The organism is Williamsia sp. Leaf354 (assembly GCF_001424365.1).
In the GTDB taxonomy this organism is placed as follows: domain Bacteria; phylum Actinomycetota; class Actinomycetes; order Mycobacteriales; family Mycobacteriaceae; genus Williamsia_A.
The window spans coordinates 211277-232546 of the sequence record NZ_LMPL01000004.1 but is presented as its reverse complement, the minus strand read 5'-3'; the positions used below and the strand labels follow the sequence as shown (position 1 = coordinate 232546).

The 21270-nt window shown below is 70.5% G+C and carries 22 protein-coding genes; 18 read left to right on the top strand and 4 right to left on the bottom strand.

The genetic code is table 11. The annotated features are described in order from the left end of the window. The first annotated feature begins 25 nt into the window (after nt 1-25). From ASG12_RS15570 to ASG12_RS15560, 3 genes are read left to right on the top strand one after another with little or no spacing between them, the layout of a single operon-like run. A complete protein-coding gene (locus tag ASG12_RS15570; protein WP_055791496.1) occupies nt 26-337 on the top strand; it encodes a type VII secretion target in 312 nt (103 codons plus the stop codon). Next, the gene (locus ASG12_RS15565) at nt 334-1779 is read left to right on the top strand and encodes a hypothetical protein (RefSeq protein WP_055791493.1); all 1446 of its coding nucleotides are present in this window, start codon (nt 334-336) and stop codon (nt 1777-1779) included. Before ASG12_RS15570 ends, ASG12_RS15565 begins: the two co-directional genes overlap by 4 nt. Further along, nucleotides 1776-2009, top strand: a complete 234-nt coding sequence (locus ASG12_RS15560; RefSeq protein WP_055791490.1) for a hypothetical protein — start codon at nt 1776-1778, stop codon at nt 2007-2009. The genes ASG12_RS15565 and ASG12_RS15560 overlap by 4 nt, the downstream gene beginning before the upstream one ends. A 33-nt stretch (nt 2010-2042) precedes the next feature. On the opposite strand, the gene ASG12_RS15555 is transcribed toward ASG12_RS15560, so the two are convergent. Further along, on the bottom strand, nt 2043-2918 hold the full coding sequence (locus ASG12_RS15555; protein ID WP_055791487.1) for a dienelactone hydrolase family protein: 876 nt from the start codon (nt 2916-2918) through the stop codon (nt 2043-2045). 63 nt (nt 2919-2981) lie between these two features. Here ASG12_RS15555 and glmS point away from each other — a divergent pair, with 63 nt between their 5' ends. Genes glmS through tsaD form a run of 8 tightly spaced genes read left to right on the top strand, consistent with a single transcriptional unit; the run spans nt 2982 to nt 11238 of the window. Beyond that, nucleotides 2982-4844, top strand: a complete 1863-nt coding sequence (gene glmS / locus ASG12_RS15550) for a glutamine--fructose-6-phosphate transaminase (isomerizing) (RefSeq protein WP_055791484.1) — start codon at nt 2982-2984, stop codon at nt 4842-4844. Between the two features lie 5 nt (nt 4845-4849). Next, a complete protein-coding gene (locus tag ASG12_RS15545; RefSeq protein ID WP_055791481.1) occupies nt 4850-6310 on the top strand; it encodes an NAD(P)H-hydrate dehydratase in 1461 nt (486 codons plus the stop codon). After that, nucleotides 6307-7476 (top strand): alanine racemase, encoded by a 1170-nt coding sequence (alr, locus tag ASG12_RS15540; protein WP_055791478.1) that lies wholly within the window; start codon nt 6307-6309, stop codon nt 7474-7476. The genes ASG12_RS15545 and alr overlap by 4 nt, the downstream gene beginning before the upstream one ends. Before the next feature lie 28 nt (nt 7477-7504). Continuing rightward, a complete protein-coding gene (locus ASG12_RS15535; protein WP_055791475.1) occupies nt 7505-8560 on the top strand; it encodes an alpha/beta fold hydrolase in 1056 nt (351 codons plus the stop codon). After that, the gene (gene tsaE / locus ASG12_RS15530) at nt 8557-9042 is read left to right on the top strand and encodes a tRNA (adenosine(37)-N6)-threonylcarbamoyltransferase complex ATPase subunit type 1 TsaE (RefSeq protein WP_055791472.1); all 486 of its coding nucleotides are present in this window, start codon (nt 8557-8559) and stop codon (nt 9040-9042) included. Before ASG12_RS15535 ends, tsaE begins: the two co-directional genes overlap by 4 nt. A gap of 11 nt (nt 9043-9053) precedes the next feature. Next, nucleotides 9054-9719 (top strand): tRNA (adenosine(37)-N6)-threonylcarbamoyltransferase complex dimerization subunit type 1 TsaB, encoded by a 666-nt coding sequence (gene tsaB / locus ASG12_RS15525; protein WP_055791470.1) that lies wholly within the window; start codon nt 9054-9056, stop codon nt 9717-9719. Next, nucleotides 9716-10210 (top strand): ribosomal protein S18-alanine N-acetyltransferase, encoded by a 495-nt coding sequence (gene rimI / locus ASG12_RS15520; protein ID WP_055791467.1) that lies wholly within the window; start codon nt 9716-9718, stop codon nt 10208-10210. The genes tsaB and rimI overlap by 4 nt, the downstream gene beginning before the upstream one ends. Further along, the gene (gene tsaD / locus ASG12_RS15515; protein ID WP_055791464.1) at nt 10207-11238 is read left to right on the top strand and encodes a tRNA (adenosine(37)-N6)-threonylcarbamoyltransferase complex transferase subunit TsaD; all 1032 of its coding nucleotides are present in this window, start codon (nt 10207-10209) and stop codon (nt 11236-11238) included. Before rimI ends, tsaD begins: the two co-directional genes overlap by 4 nt. Here tsaD and ASG12_RS15510 read toward each other — a convergent pair. Beyond that, on the bottom strand, nt 11225-11719 hold the full coding sequence (locus tag ASG12_RS15510; RefSeq protein ID WP_055791461.1) for a MarR family winged helix-turn-helix transcriptional regulator: 495 nt from the start codon (nt 11717-11719) through the stop codon (nt 11225-11227). The two genes, tsaD and ASG12_RS15510, sit on opposite strands and share 14 nt — an antisense overlap. 85 nt (nt 11720-11804) lie before the next feature. Here ASG12_RS15510 and ASG12_RS15505 point away from each other — a divergent pair, with 85 nt between their 5' ends. From ASG12_RS15505 to groL, 3 genes are all read left to right on the top strand, one after another. After that, nucleotides 11805-13349, top strand: a complete 1545-nt coding sequence (locus tag ASG12_RS15505) for an MFS transporter (RefSeq protein ID WP_235457143.1) — start codon at nt 11805-11807, stop codon at nt 13347-13349. A gap of 159 nt (nt 13350-13508) precedes the next feature. Next, nucleotides 13509-13808, top strand: a complete 300-nt coding sequence (groES, locus tag ASG12_RS15500; RefSeq protein ID WP_045822080.1) for a co-chaperone GroES — start codon at nt 13509-13511, stop codon at nt 13806-13808. A gap of 161 nt (nt 13809-13969) precedes the next feature. After that, nucleotides 13970-15589, top strand: coding sequence for a chaperonin GroEL (groL, locus tag ASG12_RS15495; RefSeq protein ID WP_055792176.1), 1620 nt, complete (start codon nt 13970-13972; stop codon nt 15587-15589). A 93-nt stretch (nt 15590-15682) separates the two neighbouring features. On the opposite strand, the gene ASG12_RS15490 is transcribed toward groL, so the two are convergent. After that, the gene (locus tag ASG12_RS15490) at nt 15683-15979 is read right to left on the bottom strand and encodes a WhiB family transcriptional regulator (RefSeq protein ID WP_045822081.1); all 297 of its coding nucleotides are present in this window, start codon (nt 15977-15979) and stop codon (nt 15683-15685) included. A 459-nt stretch (nt 15980-16438) separates the two neighbouring features. On the opposite strand from ASG12_RS15490, the gene ASG12_RS15485 reads away from it, so the two are divergent. The 3 genes from ASG12_RS15485 to ASG12_RS15475 all read left to right on the top strand — a co-directional run bounded on the left by ASG12_RS15485 (nt 16439) and on the right by ASG12_RS15475 (nt 18996). Continuing rightward, a complete protein-coding gene (locus ASG12_RS15485; protein WP_055791456.1) occupies nt 16439-17317 on the top strand; it encodes a hypothetical protein in 879 nt (292 codons plus the stop codon). 189 nt (nt 17318-17506) lie between these two features. Next, nucleotides 17507-18082 (top strand): sigma-70 family RNA polymerase sigma factor, encoded by a 576-nt coding sequence (locus ASG12_RS15480; RefSeq protein WP_045822082.1) that lies wholly within the window; start codon nt 17507-17509, stop codon nt 18080-18082. 71 nt (nt 18083-18153) lie between these two features. Then, the gene (locus tag ASG12_RS15475) at nt 18154-18996 is read left to right on the top strand and encodes an anti-sigma-D factor RsdA (RefSeq protein WP_162243433.1); all 843 of its coding nucleotides are present in this window, start codon (nt 18154-18156) and stop codon (nt 18994-18996) included. 43 nt (nt 18997-19039) lie between these two features. Here ASG12_RS15475 and ASG12_RS15470 read toward each other — a convergent pair whose 3' ends face one another. Next, complete coding sequence (locus ASG12_RS15470; RefSeq protein ID WP_055791451.1) at nt 19040-19426, bottom strand: DUF5319 domain-containing protein; 387 nt, start codon at nt 19424-19426, stop codon at nt 19040-19042. A 244-nt stretch (nt 19427-19670) separates the two neighbouring features. Between ASG12_RS15470 and guaB the strand changes: the two genes are divergently transcribed. Continuing rightward, on the top strand, nt 19671-21230 hold the full coding sequence (guaB, locus tag ASG12_RS15460) for an IMP dehydrogenase (RefSeq protein ID WP_055791447.1): 1560 nt from the start codon (nt 19671-19673) through the stop codon (nt 21228-21230). The last annotated feature ends 40 nt before the right edge of the window (nt 21231-21270 follow it).

Genomic DNA, 21270 nt, shown 5'->3' with positions numbered 1-21270 from the left:
TGTGGGACTGGGGAGGTCGGCGCACATGGACGAGGCGTTGCGGATCGACATCGATGGTGTCGTCGAACTGGCCGCTGAGTTGCATCGGGCCGGCGGAGTGCTCGACGCCGCCACACGCGCCGTCGACGTGCCCGTGTTCGGCCCCCGATCGGTCGGGGCCGCGTATGGCGACCACGCCGAGGCCTACGTCGCGGGCATGACCGCGCTGCACGCCGAGATCGCGGCGATGCGTACATCGGTCGAGCGGCTCGCCGACGGATCGCGCACGGCGGCAGCTGTTCTCGCCGACACCGACGACGGCTCGGGCCGCAGGATCGGTGGGTCGGGTCCGCGATGACCACCGCACCGTCCATGGACACCCGCGTCGACACGCTGCGTCCCGCCGCGCTGGCGGGTCTGCGCTGGTTCGCCGTCGTCCGGCCCATCGCCACCGCGGTCGGGGTGGCGATCCCGGCCGACGCCGACCTCGCTGCCCGGTTCGATGTCACCGAGGGGATCGATCTTTCCGCGCTCGTCCGCGACGCATCGAGTCTGCGGTCCGCGATCGCGATCACCGACGACTCGACCCGGACCGTCGACACCGTCGGCGACCGGATCCCGTCGGTGTGGACCGGCGTGTCGTCCGATGCCGCGGGTGTCGCACTCGGCCGGCATGTCCGGCGGTCCGGTGAGGCGATCGAGCAGATGCGTGACATCGCCATCACCGTCGACGCCACCGCCGCGGCACTGTCACGGGTGCTGGTCGCCAAGTACCTCTCGATCGCGGCCATCGCGACCGACCTCGTCGCGGGTCGTCCGATGACATCGGTCACGCTCGCCGATGCCGACGAGAACCGCGAGGTGATCGCGGCCGACATCGCCGCCAAGACAGTGTTGTTCGGCGCCGCCGTCGACGTGGCCGACGCCGCCGTCGGTGAGATCCTCACTGTTCTCGCCGCGTCCTTCGAGGGCCTCGCGACCCGCGCACCGTACCCGGACGGTCTCACCGTCGTGGCGCAGCGCGCCCGATCCCACCGCCCGACGCCGTCTCCCGGCGCGACGCGAACCGACATCGCGCTCGCGGCGCCCGCCGCCGGGGCGGTGCCGCGAGCGGTCGCGCCGACCAGCGGGCCCGGTGGTGGTCGCGGTGACGGCGCCCGAGTCGTCGAGCCGATTGCCCCGCCGGCTCGCGCGGGGCACGCGGCGACGATCGGGGGAGTCGACCCGGTGCCGCTGGCGTCGGCCCTGGCCCAGGCCGCCGTGGCGTCGGCGTCCGCGGTGGGCATGGCCGCGGCCGGGGGAGTCGGCGCCGTGTTGAACCTCGCCGTCGAAGCACTCGATGGCCCGCACGATCAGGGCCGCGGTGGCCTCCTGCCCGACCCCTCCGCGCGATCGGGGCCGATGCTGTCGCTGAACCTCGAACTCGATCTCGACGGTGACCGCGATCCCGCTGACCCGGATCGTCCGCGCGCCACCACGTCCGACGACCCGCAGCCGATGTCCGCGCCGCGGGGCGTCGTACCCGACACCGCGCCGCCGCCCTCCCCGTCGCCCTCTCCGGTGCCGTCGGATCCGCCGACCCCCTCACCGGCAGCGCCGCCCGTCGACGAACCCCGGCCGACCCCCGCACCTCCCGTCTCGCCGACACGCCCGGAGCCGGCCGTCGGGCCCGGTCCGGAGATCGAACCGCGAGTCCCACCGGACCGCGTGGAGGAGCCGGCCGCCGACACGAACCGCGCACCGCAGGCGACACCCGATCCCGGCGATGACGGTGGCCTGGCGCTGGCCGGCGACCGGTGAGACCCGCCGATCAGATCGAGGAGATCCTGCGGGCGGCGACGGACACACTCGAACACGAACGAACCCGCCACCACCGCGCGTCGATCACCGCCGCGCAGGCCTGGCGCGAGCCGATGCCCTCCGACAACGATCCGCGGGATGACGCGGACGGTCGCGAACCTGACGCAAAGAATCCGGACGAGGACGGCGAGGACACACGTCGCCGACCGATCCTCGACTCCGAACCGTGACGATCGTGTCCCGGCGAGGCGGAAGGCGCGAGGTCAGGAGCGCAGCAGGCGGGTGATCGGGTCGGTGGTGTCGATGTCGACACCGGCGGGATCGACGGTCTCGAGCTTGCCGATCGCGACCGACGGGTCGGCGAAGTCGGAGTAGGTGGGGTCGCCGATCGCAGTTTTGCCGCGTGCCGCCGCGCCCCCGAGGTGCGCGAGCAGGAATCCGGTGAGCATGGCCCGCGTGGCCTTCTGGGTCTTGGCGTGGTCCGAGCCGTCGCCCAGGCGCTTGCGGACACTGAACCCCTCGGCGAGGCCGCGGTTGTTCGATTTCGGGACCGTGCGCAGCGCGACCCGGTCGCCCTGGAGGGCGTTACGCAGCGCCAGCGCGTTGGAGGTGATGCCGTCGAGGTCGTCGGGCGCCGCGAGGATCAGCGCCGGTACGCGGGCGCGATGCGCGGCAGGCAGTACCGCGGGCCCGGTCGGTGCGGGGAACAGTGCGGCCAGTGCCTTCGCCCGCTGTGAGTCGCCCGCGGCGAGAACGGCCGCCGATGCGCCGAGACCGTGTCCGGCCAGCGCGAGTCGCTCGGGGTGCACGGTGATCGCGCCGGAGCCCAGTCGGACACTCGAGATGATCGCCAGCGTCGTCTCGAGATCGACGGCGAGCGCGCGGTCCGACGCCAGCGGGCCGCGCTCGGTGTCGGGGACGGCCACGACGATGCCCCACGAGGCGAGGTGCTCGAGGGTGTCGCGGTACTGCCTGCTGTGGGTGAGCCATCCGTGACCGAACGCCACGCCGGGAAGGTCGTTGCCCGATTCGGGGGTGTAGACGAGGCCCGGGAGGCCGACGATGGCCATGTCGCCCCGCAGCACACGGTGCGGTCCGCGACGGGACAGCTGCGCAAACAACTTCTTCACCGAGGTCACGGCTCGACCCTATGACACCCGGGGTGCCGAACGTGCCGCCCGACCCCCGGTAACCTGTGTCGAATGTGCGGAATCGTCGGATACGTGGGTCACCGGGACGCCCTGGAGATCGTCGTGGAGGCCCTGCGCCGGATGGAGTACCGCGGATACGACTCCGCGGGCGTCGCCATTCTCGACGGAGCCGGTCACACCGCCGTCGAGAAGAAGGCCGGTCGGCTCGAGAACCTCGACAAGCAGCTCGCGACCGTGGGGCGCGAGGCGTTCGCGGGCACCAGCGGGATGGGCCACACACGGTGGGCGACCCACGGGCGGCCCACCGACCGCAACGCCCACCCCCACGTGAGCCGCGACGGGAAGTTCGCGGTGGTCCACAACGGGATCATCGAGAACTACGCCGCGCTGCGCGCGGAGGTGGAGGCGGCCGGGGTCGAGTTCAGCTCCGACACCGACACCGAGACCGCGGTCCACATGCTCGACCTCGAGTACGCCAACGGTGCGAATGCGGGTGACTTCGTCGCGTCGGCGTACGCCGTCCTCGGTCGCCTCGAGGGTGCGTTCACGCTGGTGTTCACCCACTCCGATCACCCGGGCACCATCGTCGCCGCCCGACGGTCGACCCCGCTGGTGGTCGGCGTCGGGGTGAACGAGATGTTCGTGGGTTCCGACGTCGCCGCGTTCATCGAGCACACCCGCGACGCCGTCGAGCTCGGACACGACCAGGTGGTCGTCATCACCGCCGAGCGCTACACCATCACCGACTTCGACGGCACGCCGCAGGAGGGCAAGCCGTTCCACATCGACTGGGATCTCGCCGCCGCCGAGAAGGGCGGCCACGACTTCTTCATGCTCAAGGAGATCGCCGAGCAGCCGCAGGCGCTCGCCGACACCCTCGTGGGCCACTTCGAGAACGGTCGCATCGTCCTCGACGAGCAACGCATCACCGATCAGGACCTGCGCGACATCGACAAGATCTTCGTCGTCGCGTGTGGCACCGCCTACCACGCGGGCATGTTGGCGAAGTACGCGATCGAGCACTGGACCCGGCTGCCGGTCGAGGTCGAGCTGGCCAGCGAGTTCCGCTACCGCGACCCCGTGCTGGACCGTTCGACCCTGGTGGTCGCCATCTCGCAGTCGGGGGAGACCGCCGACACCCTCGAGGCGGTCCGGCACGCCAAGGAACAGAAGGCGCGCGTGCTGGCGATCTGCAACACCAACGGTGCGCAGATCCCGCGGGAGTCCGACGCGGTGCTCTACACCCACGCCGGACCCGAGATCGGTGTCGCGTCGACCAAGTGTTTCCTCGCGCAGATCGCCGCGGCGTACCTCGTCGGACTCGCGCTCGCCCAGGCCCGCGGTACGAAATACCCCGACGAGGTCGCGCGCGAGTTCCGTGAGCTCGAGCAGATGCCGCACGCGGTCGAGCGCGTTCTCGAGACCGTCGAACCCGTTCGCGCCCTGGCCCGTTCGCTCGTCGACGCGCGCACCGTGCTGTTCCTGGGCCGTCACGTCGGCTATCCGGTGGCGCTCGAGGGCGCGCTCAAGCTCAAGGAACTGGCCTACATGCACGCCGAGGGCTTCGCGGCGGGCGAGCTCAAGCACGGCCCCATCGCGCTCATCGAGGACGGCCTGCCGGTGATCATCGTCATGCCGTCGCCGAGTGGCCGACCGCTGCTGCACTCGAAGATGGTCAGCAACATCCGGGAGATCCAGGCGCGCGGCGCCCGCACCATCGTCATCGCCGAGGAGGGCGATGTCGCCGTGGCCGGGTTCGCCGATCACCTCATCGAGATCCCGGTGACCTCCACCCTCCTGCAACCGCTCGTCTCCACCGTCCCACTGCAGGTGTTCGCCGCGGCGGTCGCGCAGGCGCGCGGCTACGACGTCGACAAGCCGAGGAACCTCGCCAAATCGGTGACGGTCGAGTAGTCGGCGTGATCGGCTATCACACCGCCGACGAGATCCGGGCGGCCGAGCAGGCGACGGGTGAGCTGTTGACCTCGGGCGTGCTGATGCGCCGCGCCGCAACCGGTCTCGCGCAGGTGATCCTCGCCGAACTCCGCCGCCGTCGGGGCGCGGTGTACGGGGCGCGGGTGGTGCTGATCGTCGGTGCCGGCGACAATGGCGGCGATGCGCTCCACGCCGGTGCACTCGTGCGGGCTCGGGGTGTGGCCGTCGACGCCGTGCTGACCGCACCTGATCGCGCCCACCCCGGTGGTCTGGCCGCCCTGCGCCGCGCAGCTGGTCGCGTCGTACCGATCGCCTCTTCGGCATACGACCTCGCCGTGGACGGAGTCGTGGGTATCGGGGGATCGGGCCCGCTGCGCCCGACCGCGGCTGCGGCGTTCGAGCACGTCACCGCACCGGTCATCGCCGTCGACATCCCGTCGGGTGTCGACGCCGACACCGGAGAGGTGCACGATCCGTCGGTCCTCGCCGAGGTGACCGTCACCTTCGGTACCCGTCGCCGAGCCCACGCCCTGGCCGCACACCGCTGCGGTCGCATCGAATGCGTCGACATCGGCATCGACGCACCCTCAGCGCATCTCGTCGCCCTCGACGACGCCGAGGTCGGTGACCTGTGGCCGGTCCCGGGCCCCGCCGACGACAAGTACACCCAGGGCGTGACCGGCATCATCGCCGGATCGGATCGCTTTCCCGGGGCCGCCGTCCTGTGCACCGGTGCCGCCGTCGCGGCCACGTCGGGGATGGTCCGGTACGCGGGATCGGCCGCGTCACAGGTGGTGTCGCGCCACCCCGAGATCGTCGCGTCGATGGTGCGGGAGGCGGGCGATCTCGACGACGTCGGTCGGGTACAGGCGTGGGTCATCGGTCCCGGAGCCGGGACCGACAGTCGCGCCGCCGATCTCGTCCGTGCCGTGCTCGACACCGATCTCCCCGTCCTTCTCGACGCCGACGCCATCACCGTCGTCTCCGAACACCGGTCGTGGGTCGCCGACCGCGCGGCGCCGACCCTGCTGACGCCGCACGCAGGCGAGTTCGCCCGACTCGCCGGACGTCCGGTGGGTGCCGATCGCGTGGCCGCGGTGACCGATCTCGCCGTGGAGCTCGGCGCCACCGTGCTGCTCAAGGGCCGCGCGACCCTCGTCGCCGACGGCGCCGGACCGACACTGGTCAACGACGCCGGGTCGTCCTGGGCGGCGACCGCCGGCGCGGGAGATGTGTTGTCGGGCATCGCCGGTGCGTTGTTGGCGGCCGGACTCACCCCGCGGCCCGCCGCTGCGTCGGCGGCACGCGCCCATGCCCGGGCGGCGTCGTTGGCGGCACGGGACGATGGTGACGGCCGGGGCGCGCCGATCGGGGCGTCGGATCTGCTGGCCGCGGTGCGCCCCGCCATCCGCGCTCTGCGCAGCGCCGGAACAGGACAGCGATGACCGAGATCGCCGCCGCGCCCGCGCTCTCGGCGCCCGCCCTCGAAGCCGTGGTCGACCTCGACGCGATCGCCCACAACGTGGGGGTGCTGCGTGAGCGCGCGGGCGCCGACGTGATGGCGGTCGTCAAGGCCGACGGCTACGGTCACGGCGCGGTCGAGGTCGGTCGCGCCACGCTCGCCGCCGGTGCCCGCGCACTGGGTGTCGCCACGGTGACCGAGGCCCTCGCCCTGCGCGCGGGCGGTATCACGGCGCCCGTCCTGGCCTGGTTGCATTCCTCGACCACCGATTTCGCGGCCGCCGTCGCCGCCGACATCGACATCGCGGTCTCCTCGACCGCGCACCTCGACGCCGTCGTGACCGCGGCACGGTCGCTCGGAGCGAGGGCGACGGTGACGATCAAGATCGACACCGGACTCGCCCGCAACGGGGTCGGCCCGGCCGACTGGCCCGACCTCCGTGACGCCGTCGCGACGGCCGTGGCCGAGGGATCGATCATTCTCGGCGGCATGATGTGCCACCTCGCGCACGGTGACACCCCCGACCACCCGCTCAACGACTCCCAGGCCGCGCGACTCGACGCCTGCGTCGCCGAGATGGCCCGCCTCGGGGTGACACCGCAGACGGTGCACATCTCCAATTCCGCTGCGGCACTGACCCGCCCGGATCTCTCGCGCGACCTCGTCCGCCCCGGCATCGCGGTGTACGGGCTCTCCCCGCTCCCGCACGAGTTCGACGACCTCCCGCTGATCCCCGCGATGACCCTGACGGCAGAGGTGGTGATGGTGAAGGCGGTCGCCGCGGGACAGGGTGTGTCGTACGCGCACACGTGGACCGCGCCGCACGACACCACGCTCGGGCTGGTGCCTGCCGGATATGCCGACGGCGTCCCGCGCCTGCTGTCGAACCGACTGCGCGTGCGCATCGGCGACCGCATGTACCCGGGCGTCGGGAGGGTGTGCATGGATCAGATGGTGGTCGACCTCGGCGCGGACACCACCGTGCGCGAGGGCGATCGGGTCGAGCTGTTCGGCCGCGGCACGCAGGGCGGACCGACCGCCACCGAGTGGGCTGACACGATCGGCACCATCGACTACGAGATCGTCAGCGGCATCCGCGGGCGTACGGTCCGCCGCCATCACGGCGGACCGCAGAGCGGCTCGTCGTGATGACCGTCCACCGTGAGAGGAGTCCAGGATGAGCGGAGATCAACGGCCACAACGACTCGGGATCCTCGCCGGTGTCGCAGGCGTCGCGGCTCTCGGCGCGGTCACCATCGGCGGTGTCGCCCGCAACCTCACGCGCCGACCGTCCGGACGCGCCGACCCGAACGCGGAGGAGAACTTCCGCACCATCTACTCCGACCGCGCCAGCATCGTCACCGCCGACGACGGGGTACCCCTCGCCGTCCGCGAGGTGGGACCGCCCGATGCGCCGGTGACCGTCGTGTTCTCCCACGGGTTCACGATGCGACTGTCCAGCTGGCACTTCCAGCGCCGACGGCTCGAGGAGGTGTGGGGCGACCGTGTGCGCCTGGTGTTCTTCGACCACCGCGGGCACGGGAAGTCCGGTGCGGCACCGGCGCACACCGCGACCATCGCCCAGCTGGGCGCCGACATCGCCACGGTCATCCGCGCGGTGGTCCCCGACGGCCCCGTCGTCCTCGTCGGTCACTCGATGGGTGCCATGGCCATCATGGGTCTCGCCACGCGTCGTCCGGAACTGTTCGGCGACAAGATCATCGGCGTCGGGCTCATCGCGACAGCCGCGAAGGGCATCACCGAGGCCGGCCTGGGGCAGGGGTTGCAGAACCCCCTGATCGACGCCTTCCGCTACTCGGTGCGCACCGCGCCGCGCGCCGTGCAGGCCGGGCGCGGGGTGACCCGGGTGATCATGTCGCCGATGTTCACTGCCGCGGCGTTCGGTTCGACGTTCCACTCGCCGGCGACGAGTGCGTTCGTCTCGGCGATGATCCAGAGCACCCCGATCGACACCGTCGTCAACTTCCTCCGGTCGCTCGAGAGCCACGACGAGACCGGCGCACTGCCCGTGCTGGCCCGGGTGCCCACGCTGGTGGCGTGTGGTTACGAGGACAAACTCACCCCGCTGCCGAACTCGGTCGACCTACACGCCGCGCTGCCCGGCAGCGACCTCGTCGGCGTCCCCGACTGCGGACACCTCGTGCTCCTCGAACGGCCCGCCGTCGTCACCGACGCGATCGAGAGACTCGTGCAACGCAGCGTGGCCCCGTGACGACCGACCGGACGCAGACGCTGGCAACGGTTCACGACACCGAGGCCTTCGGGACGGAACTGGCCTCCGAGCTCACCGCCGGCGACCTCGTGATCCTCGACGGGCCGCTGGGTGCGGGCAAGACCGCCCTGACCCGGGGCATCGGCGCCGGATTGGGCGTGCAGGGGCGCATCACCTCACCGACGTTCGTGATCGCCCGCGTGCACCCGCCCGGCACACCCGACGGGATCGGGCTGGTGCACGTCGACGCCTACCGGCTCGGCACCACCGGGTCGGACGTGCTCGCCGACCTCGACGCACTCGACCTCGACACCGAACTCGACACCGCCGTGGTCGTCGTCGAATGGGGCGCCGGTGTCGCCGAACGACTCACCGACCGGCATCTGCTCGTCCGCCTGCAGCGCAACCCCGACGGCTCCGATCCCGACTCGGACGAGCGCACGGTCACCTGGGGTTGGCGCGCGTCGGCCGACCTCACCTAGGCTCGGCGACCGTGCTTGTTCTGGCCATCGACACCTCGACACCCACGGTGACCACCGGGGTCGCCGAGGTGACCCCGTCCGATGGGATCAAGGTGCTCGCCGAGCGTGCCGTCGACACCCCTCGCGGTCACGCCGAGATCCTCACCACCCTCATCCTCGACTGCCTCTCCGATGCCGGCGTGGCCCGCGCCGACCTCGACGCCGTCGTGGTGGGGTGCGGGCCGGGTCCGTTCACCGGACTGCGCGTGGGGATGGCCACGGCGGCGGCGTTCGCCGATGCACTGGGACTGCCGCTGCACGGTGTCTGTTCGCTCGACGCGATCGCTGCCAATGTCACCGGCGCCGCGCGGGTCCTCGTCGTGACCGACGCCCGTCGTCGTGAGGTCTACTGGGCCCTCTACGGACCCGACGGCCGCCTTGCCGGTCCCGCCGTGGACACCCCCGCGGACCTGATCGAGTGGTTGCGGGGTGAGCAGGCCCCGGACGTCACGGTCGGGTCGCCCGACCACGTCCGCCTCATCGGAGCGCACCACGTCGACGCGGCCACGTCACCGACCACCGCGGGCCTGGTCGCGGCGGCACGCACCTCGGTGGAGTCCGGAACAGCCGCCGAACCCGTTGTCCCGCTGTACCTGCGGCGTCCCGACGCAGTCGCCACCGCGGATCGCGCCCGATGATCGGCCCGCTGGCCCGCGCCGACGCCGCACGCTGCGCCGAGCTGGAGGCGATGATCTTCCCCGACGAATCGCCATGGCCCGTCGAGGCGTTCACCGCCGAGATCGCCTCGCCGCACAATCGCTACTTCGCCGCCCGCGACACCGACGGGCAGACCCTCATCGGGTACGCGGGGATCTCGCTGCTGGGTCGGATCGGGACGTTCGAGTGCGAGATCCACACCATCGCGGTCGATCCCGCGCACCGTGGCGCCGGGCACGGCGCAGCGCTGATGGCGGCCATGCTCGAGGTGGCCGACTCCCATGAGGCCGAGGTGTTCCTCGAGGTCCGCACCGACAACGACGTCGCCATCGACATGTACCGACACAACGGATTCGAACAGATGGGGCTGCGCAAGCGCTACTACCAACCCAGTGGTGCCGATGCCTACACCATGCGGCGACCGCCGCGCGCCGGCGGCGATGCGTCGCGGCAGGAGGGCGGTGACCCGTGATCGTGATGGGGATCGAGAGTTCCTGCGACGAGACCGGTGTCGGCATCGTGCGGTGGAACGACGACGCGACGACCACCCTGCTCGCCGACGAGGTCGCCTCCAGCGTCGCCGAACACGCGCGCTTCGGCGGTGTGGTGCCCGAGGTGGCCTCGCGGGCGCATCTCGAGGCGATCGTGCCGACCATGACCCGTGCGCGTGAGGTCGCCGGCGTCGACCGTCCCGACGCGATCGCGGTCACGATCGGGCCGGGTCTCGCGGGCGCCCTGCTCGTCGGGGTCGCGGCGGCGAAAGCCTATGCGGCGGCGTGGGACATCCCCCTCTACGCGGTGAACCACCTCGGCGGACACGTGGCCGTCGACACCCTCGAACACGGTCCGATGCCGCAGTGCGTGGCGCTGTTGGTGTCGGGCGGACACACCCACCTGCTCAAGGTCGACGATCTCGGTGCGCCGATCGTCGAGTTGGGCACCACCGTCGACGACGCGGCCGGCGAGGCCTTCGACAAGGTGGCACGTCTGCTCGGGCTCGGCTATCCGGGTGGCCCGGCGCTCGACGCCGCTGCCGAGCAGGGAGATCCCACCGCGATCCGGTTCCCGCGCGGCATGACCGGCCCGCGGGACGCGCGCTACGACTTCTCGTTCAGCGGACTGAAGACGGCGGTTGCCCGATTCGTCGAGAAGTGTGAACGGGCCGGCGATCCGATCCCGCTCGCCGATGTGGCCGCGTCGTTCCAGGAGGCCGTCGCCGACGTGCTGAGCCTCAAGGCGATGCGTGCGTGTGAGGACTCCGGGGTCGACACGCTCGTGCTCGGCGGCGGGGCGACCGCGAATTCGCGCATCCGGTCGTTGACCGCGCAGCGATGCGCCGACGCCGGTGTGACGCTGCGGGTCCCGCGTCCGCGCCTGTGTACCGACAACGGGGTGATGATCGCGACGCTGGGTGCCCACGTCATCGCCGGAGGTGCACAGGCCTCGCCGCTGACGGTGGCCACCGACCCGGGGATGTCGGTACAGATCAGCGCGTACTGACCCGCGAACCGTCGTCCACAGGAGCGGCGGCGGCCGCGAAATCGTCCGCACCACACAGCGACCCGGTGTCGGCGTCGACCGTGGCGGCACGCAGGATCGCGCGCTGCACGGGGCGCGCGCGCTCGTAGAGGTCGCGTCCGGCGGTGGTCAGCGCGGTGAACACCGATCGACGGTCGTTCTCGCACATGGTCCGCTGCGCGAGACCGTTCTTCTCCAGGCCCGCGACCAGCCGTGACAACGCGCTCTGACTGAGGTGCACCTGACCGGCGAGCTCACTCATCCGCAGCGAACAGTCCGGCTGCGCGGAGAGCAGTTCGAGAACCTCGAACTCGCTCCCGCTGATCTGATGGCTCGCCTCGAGGGTGCGGTCGATCTCGCAGTGCAGCCGGTGGTACCGAACGGTGAGCTGATGCCACGCGGCCGCGAGCGCGTCCTCGTCACAGGAGCCACCCGAGGAGGGTGTGTGCACGTCGTCGGACATGGCGCGATGCTACCAGATGTGACCGCATTATTTGCAGTCAGATTATTTGTAGACACATTCAATGCAATTGCATATGGTTTCCCGCATGACAGTTCATTCACCGGTCACACCAGCGGACGACCCGACCGACGTCGGGTCACGAACAGAGGGGGAAGCCCGGGCAGGGACGTCGCAGCAGGGGAGCGGCACGCACGCCGAGGTGACATCGGCACGGGGGTGGGCGACGGCGACGTGGATCCTGCTCGTCGTCCTGGCCGGCGCCCTGTTCCTCGACGGTCTCGACATCTCCATGGTGGGCGTGGCGCTGCCGTCCATGGGCGCCGATCTCGGCATGGACCAATCGCACCTGCAGTGGATCGTCAGCGGATACGTGCTCGGGTACGGCGGGTTCCTGCTGTTGGGAGGACGTGCGAGTGACCTCTTCGGTCGTCGGCAGGTCTTCCTCGCGGCGCTCGCGGTGTTCGGTGTCGCGTCGATCGTCAGCGCGGTCGTCCAGATCGACGCGGCGATCATCGCCCTGCGTTTCGTGAAGGGGGTCGCCGCGGCGTTCACCGTCCCGGCGGGCCTGTCGATCATCACGACGACGTTCGCCGAGGGCCCGGCCCGCAACCGGGCGCTGAGCATCTACACCGTGTGCGGCGCCAGCGGGTTCTCGCTCGGCCTCGTGTTCGGCGGCCTGCTCACCGAGGTCTCGTGGCAGGCGACCCTGTTGTTCCCCGGACCCGTTGCCGCGCTGCTGTTCCTCGCCGGCATGAAGGTGATCCCGCGGACCGGACGCCCGGCGATCACCTGGTCGCATCTCGACGTCGGCGGAGCCCTCACGAGCACCGGCGCCCTGCTCGTCCTCGTCTACGCGGTGGTCGCCGCCCCGGAGGCGGGGTGGGCCGCACCCTCGACGATCGGACTCTTCGTCGCCGCGGCGGCGTTCGGCGTCGCGTTCGTCCTGATCGAGGCACGCCACGGCAACCCGCTCCTGCGACTGGGCATCCTGCGGTCGTTGACCCTGGTGCACGCGAACGTGTCCGCGGCGGTGATGTTCGGCAGCTACGTGGCCTTCCAGTTCCTCGTCACCCTGTACCTGCAGGACACGTTGGGCTGGTCGCCGATCGCGATGGCGCTCGGATTCTTGCCCGCCGGTTTGCTGGTGGTGGCCAGCGCCCTGGGGATGGACCGGGTGCTCGACCGGGTGGGCACGCCGATCCTGATCGCGGTCGGGCTCACGGCATTCGTCGGTGGGTACCTGCTGTTCCTGCGTGCTCAGCCGGGTATGGGGTACGTCGACTTCCTGCTGCCCACCATCGTGTTGCTGGGCATCGGCTTCGCGCTCTGCTTCCCGTCGGTGAACGCCCAGGCGACCACCGGGGTGTCCGACGACGAGCAGGGCCTCGCGTCGGGGCTGGTGAACACCAGCATCCAGGTCGGCGGTGCGGTGATGCTCGCGGTGGTCACGGCCATCGTGACCAGCGCGCAGGCCGGCGGCGAGCAGGGTTCGGGACTCCCCGCGGGCATGTCGTCGGCGATCGTCCTGATCTCGGTGTTGTCGGTGCTCGGCGTCCTCGGGAGCCTGGTCGTGATCGCTCTGCGGCGTCGGCGGGCCACGGCCGCGCCGCTGGCACTCCCGGGTACTTGAGTGCTGGCACTCGCATGTATAGAGTGCCAGGTGGCACCGAGTGAGGTTTCGGCTCCCGCGACGACGGAACCGAGCAAGGCGCCGTAATCATCTGTCATCAGAAAACGGGCGCGGACGTCCCAGTCCGGCCCAGTACCCCGAAAGTGGAGGGCTCACATCGTGGCGAGCGTGAACATCAAGCCCCTCGAGGACAAGATCCTCGTCCAGGCCAACGAGGCCGAGACGACGACCGCCTCCGGTCTGGTCATCCCCGACACGGCCAAGGAGAAGCCCCAGGAGGGCACCGTCATCGCCGTGGGCGAGGGACGCGTGACCGAGCAGGGCAACCGTGTGCCGGTCGACGTCAAAGAGGGTGACACCGTCATCTACAGCAAGTACGGCGGCACCGAGATCAAGTACTCCGGCGAGGAGTACCTGATCCTCTCGGCACGCGACGTGCTGGCGGTCATCTCCAAGTAGTCATCACCCACCGACCCGTCACCGCCCTGCGGTGACGGGCCCGGTGACGGTTCCCGCCCCGGGCGCTCCCTCACGGGGGCGACCGGGGCGGGCTCGTCTGTTCGCCCGCTCGACCTCGCATCACCCGCACCACCCACCACCTCCCAGGAGTGCAGCCACACATGGCAAAAGACATCGAATTCAGTGACGCGGCGCGTCGCTCCCTCGAACGCGGCGTCGACAAGCTCGCCGACACGGTCAAGGTCACGTTGGGGCCCCGCGGCCGCCACGTGGTGCTCGCCAAGGCCTTCGGTGGACCCACCGTCACCAACGACGGCGTGACCATCGCCCGCGAGATCGACCTCTCCGACCCCTTCGAGGACCTCGGCGCCCAGCTAGTGAAGTCGGTCGCGACGAAGACCAACGACGTGGCCGGCGACGGGACCACCACGGCCACCGTGCTCGCGCAGGCCATCATCAAGGCCGGACTGCGCAACGTCACCGCCGGCGCCAACCCCATCGAGCTCGGCTCGGGCATCTCGAAGGCCGCCGACGCGATCTCCGAGGCGCTGCTCGCCGCGGCCACCCCGGTCGAGGGCGCCACCGCCATCGGCCAGGTCGCCACGGTCTCCTCGCGTGACCCCGAGATCGGTGAGATGGTCGGCAAGGCCATGACCGAGGTCGGCGTCGACGGCGTCGTCACCGTCGAGGAGAGCTCGGGACTTATCACCGACCTCGAGGTCACCGAGGGCGTGCAGTTCGACAAGGGCTACCTCTCGCCGTACTTCGTCACCGACGTCGACAGCCAGGAGGCCGTCCTCGAAGACGCCCGCGTGCTGCTCTTCCGCGACAAGATCACCTCCCTGCCCGACTTCCTCCCGCTGCTGGAGAAGGTCGTCGAGGCCGGCAAGCCGCTGCTGATCATCGCCGAGGACATCGAGGGCGAGCCGCTGTCGACGCTGGTCGTGAACTCGATCCGCAAGACCATTCACGCCGTCGCGGTCAAGGCGCCGTTCTTCGGTGACCGTCGCAAGGCCTTCCTCGAGGACCTCGCGGTCGTCACCGACGGCACCGTGATCAGCTCCGACATCGGGCTGTCGCTGGCCGAGGCGGGTCTGGATCTGCTCGGTTCGGTGCGCCGCGTGGTCGTCACGAAGGACTCGACGACCATCGTCGACGGCGCCGGTACGTCCGAGGCCATCGGCAACCGGTCGGAGCAGCTGCGACGCGAGATCGAGGCGAGCGACTCGGACTGGGATCGCGAGAAGCTCGCCGAGCGTCTGGCGAAGCTCTCCGGCGGTGTCGCGGTGATCCGCGTCGGTGCGGCCACCGAGACCGCCCTCAAGGAGCGCAAGCACCGCGTGGAGGATGCGGTCGCCGCGGCCAAGGCCGCGGTCGAGGAGGGCATCATCCCCGGCGGTGGTTCGGCGATCGTCCAGGCCTCGGCGGCCCTCGACGACCTCGAGGCGACCCTGTCTGGCGACGAGGCCCTCGGTGTCTCCGTGGTCCGCACCGCCGTGCGGGCCCCGCTGCACTGGATCGCCACCAACGCCGGCGTCGACGGCTCGGTGGTCACCGCCACCGTCGCCGCCGCCGAGAAGGGCCACGGCTTCAACGCCGCGACCCTCACCTACGGCGATCTGCTGGCCGAGGGCATCGTCGACCCGGTCAAGGTGACCCGGTCGGCGATCGTCAACGCCGCGTCGGTGGCACGCATGGTGCTCACCACCGAGAGCGCGATCATCGAGAAGCAGGCCGGCTCCGACGAGCACGCCGGCCACGGTCACGGACACAGCCACTGAGCGGTCCGACATGATCGGCTGACGTACCGCGAACACGAAGGGCACCCGGAAGAATCCGGGTGCCCTTCGTCGTGCGTGTCGTGTGTGGGGCGATCAGCCCGCCATGCGGCGACCGACTCCGCGCTTCATGAGGATGCTGCGTTCGCTCTCGGACAGTCCGCCCCAGATCCCGTAGGGCTCGGCGACGGCGAGTGCGTGTTCGCGGCACTGGGCGATCACGGGGCACTGGTGGCACAGTTCCTTGGCTCGACGCTCGCGGTGTGCCCGGGCGCGGCCGCGCTCACCGTCGGGATGGAAGAACATCGACGAGTCGACACCGCGGCACAGGCCCTTCATCTGCCAGTCCCAGATGTCGGCGTTCGGTCCGGGAAGGTGGTTTGGCTGAGGCAATGTGGAGCTCCTTGTACGTGCCGATTTCGGCGTGAACTGGTTGGGTGAAGCAGTTCTCCGGAGTCGAGTACGACGTTGTCCCCGCCCGACTCGCTCAACGTAGGCGACGGTCGGAAAACCAGTCAACAAGCCCGCACGGCTGAGCAAAACCCTTGGTGGGACACCAGATGTTAAGCAGATGTTGCGTCGGTGCCCGGTCGGATCGGATGCCACATCGGGCGACGCGGCAGGTGGTGAACAGAGGTGAATCGCCACGCCACAGGGCACTTCGCGCCACGGGCGACGACCGTGTCGGCAGGCGCCCGGATGTCCGACGCTGCCCGATCGCGTCCGGGTGGTTAACGTCGCGGACATCCGCGGGTGACCTCCGGGTGACACCCGGGCCGGAATCGATCGGTCACGAGCAGGTTAACTTTTCGCTAAATCGGTGATCTGAGGGTCGAAAGGGGGCCAGAAGCTGTGATCGACATCGCTTTCGGGGCCCATCCCGACGCCCTCGTCGACGCCTCGCGCGGGGGCGACGCCGTCGTGACCGGCCACGACAGATGGCTGCACGCGGTCGCTCTGGGCGCGAGCGGTCACTACGCACGCGCACTAACAGAACTGCAGCGGTTGCGCGCAGCGACGCCTGCGGGCCCGCACTCGTCGGCGCTGCTGTCCCTCGTCGCCTCGACGTGGGCGTCGCACCTGCGTCAGTGCGGCCGTCATGCCGACGCGCGTCGGCTCGACGGGGACGCCCTGGGCCTCGCGTCCGCGGCGCCCCCGGGACCCCTGACGACCTCGGCCGCCGCGGATGCACTCGTGGGACTGGCCGCCGATCACCTCGGACTCGGCGCCTTCGATGTCGCGGGGCGGCTCCTGGATCGCGCCGTGTCGGGGTCAGCGGATCGCGACGCGGTCGGCACCTCCGACGCGGGTGGTGACGCGCACCTGTGGACATGGGTGCACGGCGACCGACTCGCGTTGCGCGCCGCCTGGGTGCGGACCGAGCTGTGTCTGTATCGCGGCGATCCCGAGGGCGCGCGGCGCAGCGCGGACACCGCGGTTGCCGCGGTGCAGGGGTGCCCGTCGGTGCGGCACCTGCTCAAGACCGACGTCATCGAGGCGGCGACGCGCGCGACGGGCGGCGACATCGGCGGCGCGGTCGATCTGGCCACCGACTGTGTACGGCGGGCCGATCGTCTGGGGCTCGACCCGTTGCGGTGGGCATCGGCGGCGCTGCTCGTGGGGCTGTCGCCGCACCTGGACCAGCCCACTTCACACTGGGCGGACGAGCAGGAGGCACGTGCACGTCGCACGGTGAACGCACGCGGCGGGCAACTGCAACCGGCGCGCTAGGTGCAGATGTGTCCGGTGGGATGCCAGGACACCGGTGTGCCCGCGGGACCGCTCGCTAAGCTGACTACCGAGTTGGCGCCGCACGACGGCCCACCCCGCCGGCTCTCCTCGACCGCACGCCGGTCTGCCCACACGAACCACCCGTCCACCCGAACTCCGACGCATGTAACGCAGGGACCTCACTCGACGATGATTCTCACAGGTGACGAGTTGGATCGCGCTGTCGCCGCCGCAGGGCGGGGCAGTCGGTCTGCTCTCTCCGATGTACTCGAGAGTGTTCGACCCCTCGTCGTGCGGTACTGCCGGGCGAGGGTGGGGGCAGGCGAACGGCACACGCTGTCCGCCGACGATGTGGCGCAGGAGGTCTGTATGGCCGTGATGACCGCGCTGCCCAGGTATACCGACCAGGGGCGGCCGTTCATGGCCTTCGTGTACGGCATCGCCGCGCACAAGGTGGCGGACGCGCATCGTGGTGCCGCGCGGATCAAGTCCGATCCGTTCGAGACCATCCCCGAGACGATGGACGTCGACGACGGCCCCGAACAGGCTGCTCTGAACGCCGACGCGAGCAGGCGGATGGATCGCCTGCTGAGCAGGCTGCCGGAGAAGCAGCGCGAGATCCTCGTGTTGCGCCTGGTGGTGGGGCTGTCGGCCGAGGAGACCGCCGATGCGGTCGGGAGTACGCCCGGCGCGGTGCGCGTTGCACAGCACCGGGCCCTGAACAAGTTGAAGAACGAGATGACGAGAGCAGGTGAGGGACGATGAACGACGACGATCGCACGTCGCCCTTCGGTCACGGTCCGTCCGGACGTGATCGCTCTGGTCGGTGGGAAACAGTGAACGCACACGGCGGAAACGCACACGACGGCGCCGACGCGGTGACGGTGGACATGGAGGCCGTCCGCGCCGACGACCGCCTGCTCGATGCTCTGGCCCGCGATCAGATGCCCGGTGGCTTCGGCGCCGAGGCGCCCGATCATCAGCTCGCCGCACTCCTCGCGGGCTGGCGGCACGAGATCGATGCCGCCCCGATGCCCGCGGGTCCGACGATCGACGAGATCGAGGCGGAGATCGCGCGCGGCGGCCGGATGGACTCGCGGAAGACGGCCCTGCGCCGCCTACGGGTCGTCGCCGGAGCGGCCTCGGTCGCCCTGGTCGCGTTCGGCGCGGTCACGGTCCTGGCCCAGAACTCCAACCCCGGCGATCCACTGTGGGGTGTGAAGCAGGCGATGTTCGGCTCCGAGGCCAGTGCCACCGTCGCCTCGGCCGATGCGCAGTCGAACCTCGAGCAGGCCGAGCAGGCCCTGTCGACCGGTGACAAGCGTCGCGCGGCGGAGCTGCTGGTGCAGGCGCAGAAGAAGGTCGGCGACATGACCGGCGACGACTCGCGTCAGCGTATGCAGGACTGGACGCAGCGTCTGGCCGAGCAGGTGGGGCCGATCCCGAACAACCCGCTGACGTCGATCACGAACCTGCCGTCGATCTCCGGTATCCCGCCGATCCAGCTGCCGTCGGAGGTCACGCTTCCGTCGATCGAGATCCCGTCGAGTGTGCCGGATCCGCGGACGCTGTTGTTGCGACCGATGCCCCCGAAGTCGACGCCGCCGACCACGACGACCCCGGTCCCGTCGAGCGCAGCGCCGTCGGACACCACGACGACCACGACCCCGGCGGGCTAGTTCCGCCTGCGCCGGCTCGAGTGTGGCCGGAACGGCCTCGAGCTCAGTCGTCCTCGGTGTGCATCACCGCGTCGGCGTAGCCGCGGCAGTAGTCCCACGTCACGTACGCCTCGGGCGAGGGGTCCACGGCGGGCTCGTGCGGACGGACGGTGCCCTCCACGAGCAGCTGCAACAGGTTCGCGCGCAGCATGTCCCAGTCGTGGTAGTGGTCGAGCTGACAGTCGTCGCAGACGACGACCAGGCCACGGACACCGCGTCGGGCCAACAGGGCCTCGTACACCGCGAGATCGGCGAGATCCTCCTCGACCGCGAGGCGCTCCTCGGCGTCGAGCGGCTGCGCCGGTTCCACCGAATCCAGGGCCGCGCAGGGGTCGCTCGGATCATCGGCGAAGGGATCCGGGGGCAGGCCCGGCGGCAGGTGGTCGCGCACACGGCCACCGTAGTCAGCGACCGGCGTCGGGCGCCACCTCAGCACTCCTGCTGATCGCAATTGCCGCCGACGGATCCTCGTCGCTCCGGTCGGCTCGGGGCTTATACGATGGGGCGACACGTCGGCACCCCACGGCAGCGTCGTCCGTCCCGAGGACGTCGCGCGATCGCCACCCGTGCCCGTCGAGATCGGCGCGGACGGGCGAACCGGAATTCGACGACACCATCGAGAGGTTGATCTGACGATGACCCCACCCACCGACCACCAGGCCTCCCTCGACACCACGCCCAGCACGCCGGCCGTGCGGACCGGCGGCGACGACCCCGGCAAGGTCGCGATGATGGGCCTCACCTTCGACGACGTGCTGCTGCTGCCGGCGGCGTCGGACGTCATCCCGAGCGAGGTCGACACCTCCTCGCAGGTGACCCGCGAGATCCGACTCAAGGTGCCGCTGGTCAGCTCGGCCATGGACACCGTCACCGAGTCGCGGATGGCGATCGCCATGGCACGCGCCGGCGGCATGGGCGTGCTGCACCGCAACCTGTCCATCGACGATCAGGCGGGTCAGGTCGAGACGGTCAAGCGTTCCGAGGCCGGCATGGTCACCGACCCGGTCACGTGCAGCCCGACGAACACCCTCGCCGAGGTCGACGCGATGTGTGCCCGGTTCCGCATCTCCGGGCTGCCGGTCACCGACGACGACGACAACCTGCTGGGCATCATCACCAACCGCGACATGCGGTTCGAGGTCGACCAGAACCGCCCGGTGTCGGAGGTCATGACCAAGGCGCCGCTGATCACCGCCCAGGAGGGCGTGTCGGCCGAGGCCGCATTGGGGCTGCTGCGTCGCAACAAGCTCGAGAAGCTCCCCATCGTCGACGGCAACGGCAAGCTCACCGGTCTGATCACGGTGAAGGACTTCGTGAAGACCGAGCAGCACCCCGACGCCACGAAGGACTCCGACGGGCGTCTGCTCGTCGGCGCCGCCATCGGTACCGGCGATCAGCAGTGGACCCGGGCGATGGCGCTCACCGACGCCGGCGCGGACGTGATCATCGTCGACACCGCCCACGCCCACAACCGCCTCGTCCTCGAGATGGTGGCCAAGCTCAAGGCCGAGGTCGGCAACCGTGTGCAGATCGTCGGCGGCAACGTCGCGACGCGCGAGGCCGCCCAGGCACTCGTCGACGCGGGCGCCGACGCGGTGAAGGTCGGTGTCGGGCCCGGATCCATCTGCACCACCCGTGTGGTCGCCGGTGTCGGGGCGCCGCAGATCACCGCGGTGATGGAGGCGGTCGCGGTGTGCAAGCGCGCCGGGGTCCCGGTGATCGCCGACGGTGGACTGCAGTTCTCCGGCGACATCGCCAAGGCACTCGCGGCAGGCGCGTCGACGGTGATGCTCGGTTCGTTGCTCGCGGGAACCGCCGAGGCACCCGGCGAACTGATCCTGGTGAACGGCAAGCAGTTCAAGAGCTACCGCGGCATGGGATCGCTCGGCGCGATGCAGGGACGCGGCGAGAAGAAGTCGTTCTCCAAGGACCGCTACTTCCAGGACGACGTGCTCGCCGAGGAGAAGCTGGTCCCCGAGGGCATCGAGGGCCGCGTGCCGTTCCGCGGTCCGCTCACCCAGGTCATCCACCAGTTGCGCGGCGGGCTGCGCGCGGCGATGGGCTACACCGGGTCGGCGACCATCGAGCACCTGCAGGACGCCCGCTTCGTGCAGATCACCGCGGCGGGACTCAAGGAGAGCCACCCGCACGACATCACCATGACGGTCGAGGCACCGAACTACTATTCGCGCTGATCGCCCCGATGAGTGGGTGCCGCCGGTCCTCGGCGACATC

Bases quoted from the DNA above. Each gene is read 5' to 3' on its own strand.
- rimI (WP_055791467.1), top strand. From the start codon at position 9,716: ATGATCGGCCCGCTGGCCCGCGCCGACGCCGCACGCTGCGCCGAGCTG.
- glmS (WP_055791484.1), top strand. From the start codon at position 2,982: ATGTGCGGAATCGTCGGATACGTGGGTCACCGGGACGCCCTGGAGATC.
- guaB (WP_055791447.1), top strand. From the start codon at position 19,671: ATGACCCCACCCACCGACCACCAGGCCTCCCTCGACACCACGCCCAGC.
- ASG12_RS15510 (WP_055791461.1), bottom strand. From the start codon at position 11,719: ATGTCCGACGACGTGCACACACCCTCCTCGGGTGGCTCCTGTGACGAG.
- ASG12_RS15505 (WP_235457143.1), top strand. From the start codon at position 11,805: ATGACAGTTCATTCACCGGTCACACCAGCGGACGACCCGACCGACGTC.
- ASG12_RS15480 (WP_045822082.1), top strand. From the start codon at position 17,507: ATGATTCTCACAGGTGACGAGTTGGATCGCGCTGTCGCCGCCGCAGGG.
- alr (WP_055791478.1), top strand. From the start codon at position 6,307: ATGACCGAGATCGCCGCCGCGCCCGCGCTCTCGGCGCCCGCCCTCGAA.
- ASG12_RS15535 (WP_055791475.1), top strand. From the start codon at position 7,505: ATGAGCGGAGATCAACGGCCACAACGACTCGGGATCCTCGCCGGTGTC.
- ASG12_RS15565 (WP_055791493.1), top strand. From the start codon at position 334: ATGACCACCGCACCGTCCATGGACACCCGCGTCGACACGCTGCGTCCC.
- ASG12_RS15570 (WP_055791496.1), top strand. From the start codon at position 26: ATGGACGAGGCGTTGCGGATCGACATCGATGGTGTCGTCGAACTGGCC.
- groL (WP_055792176.1), top strand. From the start codon at position 13,970: ATGGCAAAAGACATCGAATTCAGTGACGCGGCGCGTCGCTCCCTCGAA.